Annotated in this window: 9 protein-coding genes, 2 tRNA genes and 2 rRNA genes; all 13 read right to left on the reverse strand. The window is 38.6% G+C overall.

The window, feature by feature from the left end; translation table 11 throughout:
- Positions 1 to 40: 40 nt before the first annotated feature.
- Positions 41 to 520, reverse strand: coding sequence for a 2-C-methyl-D-erythritol 2,4-cyclodiphosphate synthase (ispF, locus tag ACSBO6_RS20745; protein WP_098848467.1), 480 nt, complete (start codon positions 518 to 520; stop codon positions 41 to 43).
- A gap of 11 nt (positions 521 to 531) precedes the next feature.
- Positions 532 to 1,218: a 2-C-methyl-D-erythritol 4-phosphate cytidylyltransferase gene (gene ispD / locus ACSBO6_RS20750; RefSeq protein WP_098848468.1), complete on the reverse strand. Its 687-nt coding sequence runs from the start codon at positions 1,216 to 1,218 to the stop codon at positions 532 to 534.
- Between the two features lie 20 nt (positions 1,219 to 1,238).
- Positions 1,239 to 2,309 (reverse strand): PIN/TRAM domain-containing protein, encoded by a 1,071-nt coding sequence (locus ACSBO6_RS20755; protein ID WP_098848469.1) that lies wholly within the window; start codon positions 2,307 to 2,309, stop codon positions 1,239 to 1,241.
- Between the two features lie 50 nt (positions 2,310 to 2,359).
- Positions 2,360 to 3,433 (reverse strand): DNA integrity scanning diadenylate cyclase DisA, encoded by a 1,074-nt coding sequence (disA, locus tag ACSBO6_RS20760; protein ID WP_098848470.1) that lies wholly within the window; start codon positions 3,431 to 3,433, stop codon positions 2,360 to 2,362.
- Between the two features lie 2 nt (positions 3,434 to 3,435).
- Positions 3,436 to 4,815 carry a DNA repair protein RadA gene (gene radA / locus ACSBO6_RS20765; protein ID WP_098848471.1) on the reverse strand — a complete coding sequence of 460 codons (1,380 nt, stop codon included), beginning with the start codon at positions 4,813 to 4,815 and terminating at the stop codon, positions 3,436 to 3,438.
- A 179-nt stretch (positions 4,816 to 4,994) separates the two neighbouring features.
- Entirely contained in the window at positions 4,995 to 7,436 is a 2,442-nt protein-coding gene (gene clpC, locus ACSBO6_RS20770) for an ATP-dependent protease ATP-binding subunit ClpC (RefSeq protein WP_098848472.1), read from the reverse strand.
- Positions 7,437 to 7,456: 20 nt separating this feature from the next.
- Positions 7,457 to 8,524 carry a protein-arginine kinase McsB gene (gene mcsB, locus ACSBO6_RS20775; protein WP_098848473.1) on the reverse strand — a complete coding sequence of 356 codons (1,068 nt, stop codon included), beginning with the start codon at positions 8,522 to 8,524 and terminating at the stop codon, positions 7,457 to 7,459.
- A 5-nt stretch (positions 8,525 to 8,529) separates the two neighbouring features.
- Positions 8,530 to 9,078: a protein-arginine kinase activator protein McsA gene (gene mcsA, locus ACSBO6_RS20780; RefSeq protein ID WP_098848474.1), complete on the reverse strand. Its 549-nt coding sequence runs from the start codon at positions 9,076 to 9,078 to the stop codon at positions 8,530 to 8,532.
- A gap of 19 nt (positions 9,079 to 9,097) precedes the next feature.
- Positions 9,098 to 9,559 (reverse strand): CtsR family transcriptional regulator, encoded by a 462-nt coding sequence (locus tag ACSBO6_RS20785; RefSeq protein ID WP_098848475.1) that lies wholly within the window; start codon positions 9,557 to 9,559, stop codon positions 9,098 to 9,100.
- A gap of 357 nt (positions 9,560 to 9,916) precedes the next feature.
- Positions 9,917 to 10,032 (reverse strand): 5S ribosomal RNA (gene rrf / locus ACSBO6_RS20790).
- A 58-nt stretch (positions 10,033 to 10,090) separates the two neighbouring features.
- Positions 10,091 to 13,028 (reverse strand): 23S ribosomal RNA (locus ACSBO6_RS20795).
- 79 nt (positions 13,029 to 13,107) lie between these two features.
- Positions 13,108 to 13,183: transfer RNA gene (locus tag ACSBO6_RS20800), tRNA-Ala, on the reverse strand.
- Positions 13,184 to 13,204: 21 nt separating this feature from the next.
- A tRNA-Ile gene (locus ACSBO6_RS20805) sits at positions 13,205 to 13,281 on the reverse strand.
- Between the last annotated feature and the right edge of the window lie 15 nt (positions 13,282 to 13,296).

Raw genomic sequence — 13,296 nt, forward strand, 5'->3', positions numbered from 1 at the left:
ATAGACACTCTCCACTGAATAATTAATATACTTTATTAGTTTAAGCCTTCTTTTGTAACAATACAACCGCTTGGGATGCAATTCCTTCTTTTCTTCCTGTAAAACCTAATTTTTCAGTTGTTGTTGCTTTTACATTAATACAATCAGATGTCGTTTCAAGCAGTTCTGCAATTCGCTCTCTCATTAATTCGATATATGGAGCCATTTTAGGCGCTTGAGCAATAATCGTACAATCCGCGTTAACTAACTCATAGCCTTTATCCTTAACAAGATGGAATACGTGTTGAAGTAGTTTTGCTGAATCAGCATCTTTAAAAGCTGGATCTGTATCCGGAAAATGTCTACCTATATCTCCTTCACCAATAGCCCCTAGCAATGCATCCGAAATTGTATGAAGAAGAACATCTGCATCAGAATGACCTAATAAACCTAATTCGTATGGAATCTCAATTCCACCAATAATTAACGGGCGATTTTCTGCAAAAGCGTGAACATCAAACCCTTGTCCAATTCTAAACATGTAAACACCTTCTAACTTCTATATTGTTCATAGATTGTTTTTGCAAAAAACAAGTCTTCTTTAGTTGTTACTTTAATATTGTTATAATCTCCATTTACTACAAAAACTTTACTTCCGTTCCACTCGACTAAGCTTGCATCATCAGTTCCTAAATAACCATTTTCGATTGCTTTTTGATGCGCTTCTATTAAGCAATTGTATGTAAAAGCTTGGGGAGTCTGTACTCCCCAAAGTGTAGAACGATCAATTGTTTCAACGACTTCATGATCAATCACTTTCTTTATTGTATCTTTCATTGGAACAGCACAGATGACTGCCTCATGTTCATTCATCTTTTCAAGAATCCGATCAATCACTGCATTTGTTACAAATGGTCTCGCCCCGTCATGTACTAAAATAAAACTTTCAGTATCCTTTATTGAAACTAAACCATTATAAACACTTTCTTGCCTTTCTGCTCCACCATTTACGTAGGTTATTTTATTTTGAATACAACTTGGCAAATTTAATGTTTCAAAAAACTGTTTTTCTGATTCTTTAATCGGTAAGATAATCTCATTGCAACGATCATCTTCGCCAAAAACTTTTAAAGTTAATTCAATAATTGGCGAGCTAATTATTTTAAGAAATAATTTATTATAACCTGCACCCATTCGTGAGCCAGAGCCCGCTGCTGGAATGATGACCTTATATTGCATTTTACGTATACCCCTCTAACTTACTTTACCTTTGCAAAAATCATACGACCTGCAGAAGTTTGTAGTACGCTCGTAACGACTGTCTCTACTCGTTTACCAATTGATTCTTTACCATCTTCAACAACAATCATTGTACCATCGTCTAAATATGCAACACCTTGTAGTTTTTCTTTACCTTCTTTTACTACAAAAGCAGTTAATACTTCCCCAGGTAATACTACTGGTTTAATTGCATTAGCTAGATCGTTAATATTCCAAACCTTAATTTGCTGTAGTTCACTTACCTTATTTAAATTAAAGTCATTTGTCACTAAAATACCATTTTTTAATTTAGTAAGTTTTACTAACTTAGCATCTACTTCGGGAACATCTTCAAAATCCCCTTCGTAGATTTCAACTTTCATAGCTAGCTCTTTTTGAATTCTATTTAGAATATCTAATCCTCTTCGTCCTCTATTTCGTTTTAACGTATCTGAGGAATCAGCTATATATTGTAATTCTGCTAATACAAATTGTGGAATCACAATAGTTCCTTCAATGAATCCAGTTTGACAAATATCAGCAATACGACCATCGATGATTACACTAGTATCTAAAATTTTAACTGGTATATCAAAAGATGCATCTTGCTCTTCAGCAGCTTTTTTCTTAGCTTTTGAAGATAGAGTAAATAAACTCAATAATTCTTCTCTCTTTTTAATCCCAACTTGAAAACCTAAATATCCTAATAAAATCGTAATAACGATTTGAATAATTGATGAAACATACTGTAATCTAATTGAGTCAATTGGCAATGAAATAAGAAATGCCAGAATAAGTCCAAAAACAAGTCCTAAACTACCAAACAAAATCATTGAAATAGGAGCTTTTAATAATTTCTCCTCAATATACTTGATAAACGTTACTGTTGGATCAACTAACCAAAGCGATAAAATAAAAAAGATCACTGCTCCACTTAAAGCCTGCACATAAGAATTTTGCAATATATTAGGTAACTCTGTTTTCAACAGTTTATCTAATAGTGGAAAAAGTACTAAACCTAAAGTACTTCCGACAAAAATATAAATAACTTGAACGATCCTCTTTATCAACTCGCCACCTCCTTTAAATAAATAATTAACTCTATCTTAGACGAAGTAACTTAGTTATGTCTATTGATATACAGTTGCTCTTGAATTCGTTTTAACCCTTCTTTGATTTTTTTTGCACGAATTTCACCAATTCCATCAACATCATCTAACTCAGCAAGAGTAGCCTTGTAGATTCCTTTAAGGTGCTTAAATCGCTGTGTTAAGTTTTCAATCACTAGCGGCGGCAGTCTAGAAATTTTCATCAACATCCGATACCCTCTAGGTTCTACCATTTCCTCAAGATTAGTGTTATTTGGATAACCTAACAATTTAATAATGTCATGATCCTCTAACAATTCTTCGTTTGCGAGCTCTTGGAGTTTTTGCAAAATACTTTTAGGATCTTCTTCCTTACTATAATGATAATCCTTTATTAAAAGTAATGCCTCCTCCTCAAGGTCCGAAATGATCTCAATTAACTGTAATTCAATCAGCCTTCCTTCATCACCAAGTTCAATTACATAGTTATTAATTTCATTTTTAATTCGAAGTACCATTTCAACACTATGTAACACATTTACAACTTCAAATAATGTAACTAGCTCTTCAAATTCTAAAATGCTAAGTGAAGTAATCCCTTGATTCCACACAATTTTATATTTTTCAAGGGTTTGAATCGCCTGATTAGCTTTTGTTAAAATCACGCCAATATCTCGCAGCGTATAGCGTAAATTACCTTTATATAAGGTAATCACATTACGTCTTTGCGAAATAGCAATGACTAAGTTTCCTGTCTGTCTTGATACTCGTTCTGCAGTTCGATGACGCATACCAGTTTCTTTTGTAAATATTGATTGATCTGGTATTAATTGTGCATTTGCCAACAGGATTTTTGTCCCTGTTTCATTTAAAATGAGTGCTCCATCCATTTTAGCTAATTCATATAAGCTAGCTGGAGAGAAAGGGTCATTAATATGAAAACCTCCATCGACCATTTCCTTTGTTTCATCATTAAAGCCAAGTACAATTAATCCACCAGTCTGAGCTCTAAGTACATTATCAATGCCATCTCGCAATGGTGTACCTGGAGCAATCATTTCTAAAACTGGCAACATTGATTTAGCTTTTTGTTTTTGATCCTCCATCTCTACCCTCCTAACACGTATTTTAATGCTTCATGTACCGTATTAACACCTATTATTTCCATTCCTTCAGGAAAACTCCACCCACCAATATTTTTTGATGGAATTATCGCTCTTTTAAATCCTAGTTTAGCTGCTTCTTGTACTCTTTGCTCTATTCTAGATACCCTTCTAACTTCTCCTGTTAAACCAATTTCACCAATGACTACATCTGTTGGATTAGTAGGTTTATCTTGAAAGCTTGATGCTATACTTACCGCAACAGCTAAGTCTACAGCCGGCTCATCTAACTTCAGTCCTCCGGCAACCTTTAAATAAGCATCTTGATTTTGTAATAAAAGACCCATTCTCTTTTCTAATACAGCCATAATTAACGACACTCTATTGTGATCTATCCCTGTTGCCATTCGCCTTGCATTTCCAAAACTCGTTGGAGAGACAAGTGCCTGTAGTTCAACAAGTACAGGTCTAGTTCCTTCCATAGAAGCAACAACAGTGGAACCTGCTACTCCAAAAGGTCTCTCTTCTAAAAATATTTCTGATGGATTCAGCACTTCTACTAATCCTAACTCTTTCATCTCAAAAATCCCTGTTTCATTAGTAGATCCAAAACGATTTTTAACTGCTCTTAATATTCGATATGTATGATGTCTTTCACCCTCGAAATATAACACTGCATCTACCATGTGTTCTAGTAGTCGTGGGCCGGCAATTGCCCCCTCTTTCGTCACATGACCTACAATAAAAATTGGGATCCCTTTTGTCTTAGCGATTTTCATTAATTCTGAAGTACACTCTCGAACTTGTGAAACACTACCAGGAGCAGATGTTACTTCCTGTAAATAGATTGTTTGAATCGAATCAATTACAACAAAATCAGGAGACATCTCATCCATATATCGAGCAATATAAGACAAATCTGTCTCGGATAAAACATATAAGTTTTGTGTAGCGACACCTAATCGCTCTGCTCTTAATTTTATTTGCTTCTGAGATTCTTCACCTGAAACATATAAAACTTTATGATCCTTTTTAGCCAATTGTGAGGAAACTTGTAAAAGCATCGTTGACTTACCAATTCCCGGGTCACCACCAATTAATACTAATGAACCTAAAACGATACCACCACCTAAAACACGGTTAAACTCATCAAAGGAGGTTTCGATACGAGTTTCAGTTCCTATTTCCACTTCCATGATTGAAATTGGTTTCGTTCCTTCTACTGTAGCATTCGTATTAAATGTCAGCCTTCTTGAACTAGCAGGCTGTTCTATAAATTCAACCATTGTATTCCACTCGTTACATGCAGGACACTTTCCGACCCACTTAACTGATTCATATCCACAAGACTGACAAACGAATTTAGTTTTATTTTTTTTAGCCATATGTATAGTTCCTCTTTTGTTACTATGATTTTCTATATTAATAGAGTATGTATTCAAAGTCTATCGTAACGCTTTTTTGATATAAGAAAAAGGGCTTCACGCCCTTTTTCACAAATTAGATAACTTTACAATTAATTTGTTCAATTATCCTTCTTAAAAGGTATGAACTTTGTAATTGCTTATTGATTTACAGTTTCAGCCGCTGATCTAATCACATATTCATTATCCTTTACATCAAGAATAACTTTTCGGCCTTTTTCAACATTTCCTTTTAATAGTTCTTCAGATAAACGATCCTCTACTTGTTTTTGAATTGCTCTTCTTAAAGGACGAGCTCCATATTCTGCATCGAATCCTTCATCTGAAATTTTATCAATTGCTGCATCTGATAACTCTAGTTCAATTTCTTGTTCTTTTAAACGCTTAGTTAAGCTGTTAACCATTAAGTGAACAATTTCTTTAATATGTTTCTTCTCTAATGAATGGAAAACGATTGTTTCATCGATACGGTTTAAGAACTCAGGACGGAATGCTTTTTTCAGTTCCTCTAATACCTTTCCTTTCATATCTTTGTAATCTTTTTCTCCATCGTTAATATTAAATCCAACATATTTATTTGCTTTTAAAGCACTTGCACCAACGTTGGATGTCATAATAACTAGTGTGTTTCTAAAGTCAACTGTACGGCCTTTTGAATCAGTTAGTCGACCGTCCTCTAATACTTGAAGTAAGATATTAAATACATCTGGATGTGCTTTCTCAATTTCATCTAATAGAATTACTGAGTATGGTTTACGTCTAACTTTCTCAGTCAATTGACCACCTTCATCATATCCTACATACCCTGGAGGTGCCCCTACTAATCGAGATGTTGCATGTTTTTCCATATACTCTGACATATCAATACGAATCATCGCGTCTTCATCGCCGAAAATTGTTTCAGCTAATGCTCGAGCCAACTCTGTTTTACCTACCCCTGTAGGACCTAAGAAAATAAATGAACCAATTGGTCGTTTTGGATCTTTTAGTCCAGCTCTTGCACGACGTACAGCTTTAGAAACTGCTACTACAGCTTCTTCTTGACCAATTACTCGTTTATGAAGAACACTTTCCATATTTAACAGTTTATCTGCCTCTGTTTGCGCAAGTTTTGTAACTGGAATATTCGTCCATGATGATACAACATTTGCTATATCCTCAACAGTTACTTCAGAATTTTCTTTGCCTTGTTTCTCTTTCCATTGGCGTTTCGTATCTTCTAATTGTTCACGTAATCTTTGTTCTGAGTCTCTTAATGATGCTGCTTTTTCAAATTCTTGACTTTGAACAGCCGCATCTTTCTCTTTACGAACTTCCTCTAATTTTAATTCCAATTCTTTTAAATTTGGTGGTGTTGTAAAGCTACGTAATCGTACTTTAGAACCTGCCTCATCAATAACATCAATTGCTTTATCTGGTAAGAAACGGTCTGTAATATAACGATCAGATAGTTTTACAGCCTCAATAATTGCTTGATCAGAAATTGATACTCTATGATGCGCCTCATAACGGTCACGTAATCCTTGAAGAATTTGAATTGACTCCTCTACACTTGGCTGATCAACTTGAATTGGTTGGAAACGACGCTCTAATGCAGCATCTTTTTCGATATATTTACGGTATTCATCAATTGTTGTTGCACCGATGCATTGTAGTTCACCTCGTGCTAATGACGGCTTTAAGATGTTTGATGCATCAATTGCACCTTCCGCTCCACCTGCACCAATTAATGTATGAAGTTCATCAATGAAAAGAATGATATTGCCAGCTTGGCGAATTTCATCCATTACTTTTTTCAGACGATCTTCAAATTCACCGCGGTACTTAGTTCCAGCTACGACAGTACCCATATCAAGTGTCATTACTCGTTTATCTCTTAAAATCTCCGGTACTTCATTATTAACAATTTGTTGAGCCAATCCTTCTGCAATTGCTGTTTTACCTACACCAGGCTCACCAATTAATACTGGATTATTTTTAGTACGTCGGCTTAACACTTCAATTACTCGCTGAATTTCTTTACCACGACCGATTACTGGATCTAAGCGACCCTCTCTAGCCGATACAGTTAAATCACGAGCTAAGCTGTCTAATGTCGGTGTATTTGCTTGATTAGCAGATCCATTTTGATGATTAGACGAGCTTTCATTGCTACCTAATAACTGAAGAACTTGTTGACGAGCTTTATTTAGGCTTACACCAAGATTATTTAAAACTCTTGCTGCTACGCCTTCTCCTTCTCGAATTAGTCCTAAAAGGATATGCTCTGTTCCTACATATGAATGACCTAGTTTACGAGCCTCATCCATTGATAATTCAATCACTTTTTTAGCTCTAGGAGTGTAGTGTACAGTCTGAGCAACTCCTTGACCACGTCCTATTAATGTTTCTACTTCTTGTTGTACTTTCTCTGGGCTTAAACCAAGTGCAAGTAATGCCTTTGCAGCAATCCCTTCACCTTCTCGAACAAGTCCTAGTAAAATATGTTCTGTACCTATATTTGAGTGTCCAATTCGGATTGCCTCTTCTTGAGAAAGAGCTAATACTTTTTGAGCACGTTCTGTAAATCGACCAAACATCATAATTGGTTCCTCCTATATAATTAGTTATTTTTGTTAGATAGTCTTTCACGTATTAGTGATGCTCTTTTGATATCCCTTTCTTCGGGGGTGAGTTGACCACCTACATACTGTTGTAATATACCAGGTTGAGTTAATATCATTAATTCATGTAAAAAGTTTTTCGATAAACCATCAATTAAACCTAAATCAATCCCTAATTGTACATCCGATAAACACTTAGCACTTTCCTTTGTTTCTATAATTCTTCCATATTTCAATGTACCTAGAGAACGAAAGACTCGATCTTCTAAAAGAATTAAAGAAGTTCTTGCGAGTGCATCTCTTGCTGATTTCTCGTGTTTGATCAGTTGTTGTACGATTGTGGTTAAATCCTCTATAATTTCTTCTTCCGATTTCCCTAATGTAATTTGATTCGAAATCTGAAAGATATTACCTAATGCTTCGCTACCTTCACCATAAATTCCTCTTACTACTAACCCAAGTTGATTAATAGTTGGAATTAAACGGTTAAATTGTTTTGTGATGACCAATGCTGGAAGATGCATCATCACGGAGGCCCTTAATCCGGTACCAACATTAGTAGGACAGCTGGTTAAATAACCAATTGTTTCATCAAAAGCATATTCAAGCTGACTTTCTATATAATTATCAATATGATTCGCTTGAGTAAGTGCCTCTCTAAGTTGTAAACCTGGAAATAGAGCTTGAATTCTTAAATGGTCTTCTTCATTGATCATAATGCTAATTTGTTCATCCTGAGATAGTATACATGCACCATGTACTGACTCTTGAACTAAATTAGGACTTATTAAGTGTTTTTCGATTAACACTCTTTTCTCCACTGGTTCTAACTTATTAATTTCAATATATTCAAAAGGTCCTTTTGGTAAAGCTGTACTACCTTCAAAATAATGTTTAACTAAATGACAAATTTCTTTAGCCTTGTCTTGGCTAAGTAATGTTGGATATAAATATGCACTGAAGTTTCTAGCTAACCTAATACGACTACTTAAAACGATATCGTCATCAGGACCTTCTTGTTTCATCCATGGACTGATCGCTTCATTAATAATTCGTTTAATAGACATGTAACTTACTCCACCTCCTTTTGAAGGGCTTGTAAATCTTTTTCAATTTCACGAATTTCATCCCGAATTTTTATTGCTTGCTCAAACTCTTCATTATCAATAAGAGTTTTCATTTGGGATTTCAAGTCTTGTAGCTTCCTTTTCAAGGAAATCGCACCGTTAATCTTTTGAGGTATTTTCCCTGTATGCGATACATTACCACTATGAATTCTTTTAACAATTGGTTTCATCTGATCCATGAATGTTTCATAACAAGTTGAACAACCTAAACGGCCAATTTTAGTAAACTTTTGAAATGTCATTTTACATCTAGGACATTCAACTTGGGAATCATGATGAAACTTATTTTTCTTCATTTCATAAATACCAGTATTACCTTTAAATAATCCAGCTAACAAATCATTTACAGAATAACCACCTATTTCAGAAAAAATATATTTATTGTTCGATTCATTTGCGCATCTCTCACATAAGTGAATATCTGTTTTCTCACCATTAATAATTTTAGAATAGTGTAATGTTGCCGGACGTTCTTTACATTCCTGACAAATCATTATGGGCAACCTCCATATTCTATTTATACTTTAAACTTCTTAGCATTGCCTTGAACATTCTTGCTCTTAATTCGTCTCGATAAGGTAAATTTACCATTATTACAGAGCGATCTAGCACACTTAACATCATTTTTGCCTCGCGCGCAGTAATTACATTTTTTTCAAGTAGTAAGCGAATATAATCCTCCGCGCTAGACTGTGCAATTTTGTTAGTGAAGCTACTTAATATTTGATCAATTACGCTTGCTTTGTCATGAAATTGCACCTTAATAATTCGAATATACCCTCCACCGCCACGTTTACTTTCTACTACATATCCTCTTTCTAGTGTGAATCTTGTATTAATTACATAATTTATTTGAGAAGGTACACAATCAAATTTATTTGCTATTTCACTTCTTTTTATCTCGACATAATCTTTATCAGATATGTCAAAGTAGTGCATTAGATATTGTTCAATAATATCTGATATATTCTTCATCTATTTACCACCTTTACTGACTTTGACTATCTTTGACTATTATTATATTCCTTTCATGAAAAATTTCAACTATTATCTCTTTACCATTTTTTCCAAACGATACTGCTCTTAATCCTATTTTTGACCATTAAGAATTGTATAAATCGGTAATGTATTAGAAATTTAATCCCTATGATCTCTCTGTCTTTGCCTAAAGGCTCGCCAGTTGGGCAATTTATCTTTATCAATATATAAATATATATGTTATACAATTCTTTTAAGAAGCTTTTTTTCCTTTATACTTTATTAAAAAATTATTTTTTTGATCTATTTTTAAATATAAAAAAAGCATCGGCTTAATAGCTGATGCTTTTTGTTACCAGGCGACGTTCTACTCTCACAGGGGGAAACCCCCAACTACCATCGACGCTGAAGAGCTTAACTGCCGTGTTCGGTATGGGAACGGGTGTGACCTCTTCGCAATAATCACCTGATTTGTATTTGAGTTGTACTTCGTACCCTCAAAACTAGATAATGTCATTATCAAACTTGTTAGTTAAGTCCTCGACCGATTAGTATCAGTCAGCTCCACGTGTCACCACGCTTCCACCTCTGACCTATCAACCTGATCGTCTCTCAGGGGTCTTACTAGCTTAACGCTATGGGAAATCTCATCTTGAGGGGGGCTTCATGCTTAGATGCTTTCAGCACTTATCCCTTCCACACATAGCTACCCAGCCATGCTCTTGGCAGAACAACTGGTACACCAGCGGTGTGTCCATCCCGGTCCTCTCGTACTAAGGACAGCTCCTCTCAAATTTCCTGCGCCCACGACGGATAGGGACCGAACTGTCTCACGACGTTCTGAACCCAGCTCGCGTACCGCTTTAATGGGCGAACAGCCCAACCCTTGGGACCGACTACAGCCCCAGGATGCGATGAGCCGACATCGAGGTGCCAAACCTCCCCGTCGATGTGGACTCTTGGGGGAGATAAGCCTGTTATCCCCGGGGTAGCTTTTATCCGTTGAGCGATGGCCCTTCCATGCGGAACCACCGGATCACTAAGCCCGACTTTCGTCCCTGCTCGACTTGTAGGTCTCGCAGTCAAGCTCCCTTATGCCTTTACACTCTTCGAATGATTTCCAACCATTCTGAGGGAACCTTTGGGCGCCTCCGTTACTCTTTAGGAGGCGACCGCCCCAGTCAAACTGCCCACCTGACACTGTCTCCGAGCCGGATCACGGCTCTAGGTTAGAATTTCAATACAGCCAGGGTAGTATCCCACCGACGCCTCCACCGAAGCTAGCGCTCCGGCTTCTCAGGCTCCTACCTATCCTGTACAAGCTGTACCAAAATTCAATATCAAGCTGCAGTAAAGCTCCACGGGGTCTTTCCGTCCTGTCGCGGGTAACCTGCATCTTCACAGGTACTATAATTTCACCGAGTCTATGGTTGAGACAGTGCCCAAATCGTTACGCCTTTCGTGCGGGTCGGAACTTACCCGACAAGGAATTTCGCTACCTTAGGACCGTTATAGTTACGGCCGCCGTTTACTGGGGCTTCAATTCAGAGCTTCTCCCGTAAGGGATAACCCCTCCTCTTAACCTTCCAGCACCGGGCAGGCGTCAGCCCCTATACTTCGCCTTGCGGCTTCGCAGAGACCTGTGTTTTTGCTAAACAGTCGCTTGGGCCTTTTCACTGCGGCTCTCCCGGGCATACACCCAAAAGAGCACCCCTTCTCCCGAAGTTACGGGGTCATTTTGCCGAGTTCCTTAACCATAGTTCTCTCGCTCACCTTAGGATTCTCTCCTCGCCTACCTGTGTCGGTTTGCGGTACAGGCACCTATTTCCTCGCTAGAAGCTTTTCTTGGCAGCGTAGAATCAGGAACTTCGGTACTATATTTCCCTCGCCATCACAACTCAGCCTTATGATGTGCGGATTTGCCTACACATCAGCCTAATTGCTTGGACGCGCATATCCAGCAGCGCGCTTACCCTATCTTTCTGCGTCCCTCCATCGCTCAAACGGAAATGAGGTGGTACAGGAATATCAACCTGTTGTCCATCGCCTACGCCTGTCGGCCTCGGCTTAGGTCCTGACTAACCCTGGGAGGACGAGCCTTCCCCAGGAAACCTTAGGCATACGGTGGACGGGATTCTCACCCGTCTTTCGCTACTCATACCGGCATTCTCACTTCTAAGCGCTCCACCAGTCCTTACGATCTAGCTTCAACGCCCTTAGAACGCTCCCCTACCACTGATACCAAATGGTATCAATCCGCAGCTTCGGTGATACGTTTAGCCCCGTTACATTTTCGGCGCAGAGTCACTCGACCAGTGAGCTATTACGCACTCTTTAAATGGTGGCTGCTTCTAAGCCAACATCCTGGTTGTCTAAGCAACTCCACATCCTTTTCCACTTAACGTATACTTTGGGACCTTAGCTGGCGGTCTGGGCTGTTTCCCTCTTGACCACGGATCTTATCACTCGTAGTCTGACTCCTATGGATAAGTCATTGGCATTCGGAGTTTGACTGAATTCGGTAACCCGTTGGGGGCCCCTAGTCCAATCAGTGCTCTACCTCCAAGACTCTAACACATAAGGCTAGCCCTAAAGCTATTTCGGGGAGAACCAGCTATCTCCGAGTTCGATTGGAATTTCTCCGCTACCCACACCTCATCCCCGCACTTTTCAACGTGCGTGGGTTCGGACCTCCATTCAGTGTTACCTGAACTTCATCCTGGACATGGGTAGATCACTCGGTTTCGGGTCTACGACCACGTACTAAATCGCCCTATTCAGACTCGCTTTCGCTGCGGCTCCGTCTCTTCAACTTAACCTTGCACGGGATCGTAACTCGCCGGTTCATTCTACAAAAGGCACGCCATCACTCGTTAACGAGCTCTGACTATTTGTAAGCACACGGTTTCAGGTTCTCTTTCACTCCCCTTCCGGGGTGCTTTTCACCTTTCCCTCACGGTACTGGTTCACTATCGGTCACTAGGTAGTATTTAGCCTTGGGAGATGGTCCTCCCAGATTCCGACGGAATTTCACGTGTTCCGCCGTACTCAGGATCCACTCAAGAGGGAACGAGGTTTCAACTACAGGGTTTTTACCTTCTTCGACGGACCTTTCCAGGTCGCTTCATTTACCCCGTTCCTTTGTAACTCCGTATAGAGTGTCCTACAACCCCAAGAGGCAAGCCTCTTGGTTTGGGCTATCTTCCTTTTCGCTCGCCGCTACTTGGGAAATCGCTATTGCTTTCTATTCCTCCAGGTACTTAGATGTTTCAGTTCCCTGGGTCTGTCCTCAGTACCCTATGTATTCAGGTAAAGATACTACTCCATTACGAGTAGTGGGTTCCCCCATTCGGAAATCTCCGGATCAAAGCTTACTTACAGCTCCCCGAAGCATATCGGTGTTAGTCCCGTCCTTCATCGACTCCTAGTGCCAAGGCATCCACCGTGCGCCCTTTCTAACTTAACTAATTTTAAAACTAATTGAATTAAACTTACGCAGTTTAATGAATGACATTATCTAGTTTTCAAGGTACAAAATAAAAAAATGGTGGAGCCTAGCGGGATCGAACCGCTGACCTCCTGCGTGCAAGGCAGGCGCTCTCCCAGCTGAGCTAAGGCCCCATATTTATTTTATAAAAGATATGGTGGGCCTAAATGGACTCGAACCATCGACCTCACGCTTATCAGGCGTGCGCTCTAACCAGCTGAGCTATAGGCCCATATCTATAATAGAA

The organism is Bacillus sp. AL-1R (assembly GCF_052180195.1).
Lineage (GTDB): Bacteria > Bacillota > Bacilli > Bacillales > Bacillaceae_G > Gottfriedia.

Bases quoted from the DNA above. Each gene is read 5' to 3' on its own strand.
- ispF (WP_098848467.1), bottom strand. From the start codon at position 520: ATGTTTAGAATTGGACAAGGGTTTGATGTTCACGCTTTTGCAGAAAAT.
- ispD (WP_098848468.1), bottom strand. From the start codon at position 1,218: ATGCAATATAAGGTCATCATTCCAGCAGCGGGCTCTGGCTCACGAATG.
- disA (WP_098848470.1), bottom strand. From the start codon at position 3,433: ATGGAGGATCAAAAACAAAAAGCTAAATCAATGTTGCCAGTTTTAGAA.
- radA (WP_098848471.1), bottom strand. From the start codon at position 4,815: ATGGCTAAAAAAAATAAAACTAAATTCGTTTGTCAGTCTTGTGGATAT.
- clpC (WP_098848472.1), bottom strand. From the start codon at position 7,436: ATGATGTTTGGTCGATTTACAGAACGTGCTCAAAAAGTATTAGCTCTT.
- mcsB (WP_098848473.1), bottom strand. From the start codon at position 8,524: ATGTCTATTAAACGAATTATTAATGAAGCGATCAGTCCATGGATGAAA.
- mcsA (WP_098848474.1), bottom strand. From the start codon at position 9,078: ATGATTTGTCAGGAATGTAAAGAACGTCCGGCAACATTACACTATTCT.
- ACSBO6_RS20785 (WP_098848475.1), bottom strand. From the start codon at position 9,559: ATGAAGAATATATCAGATATTATTGAACAATATCTAATGCACTACTTT.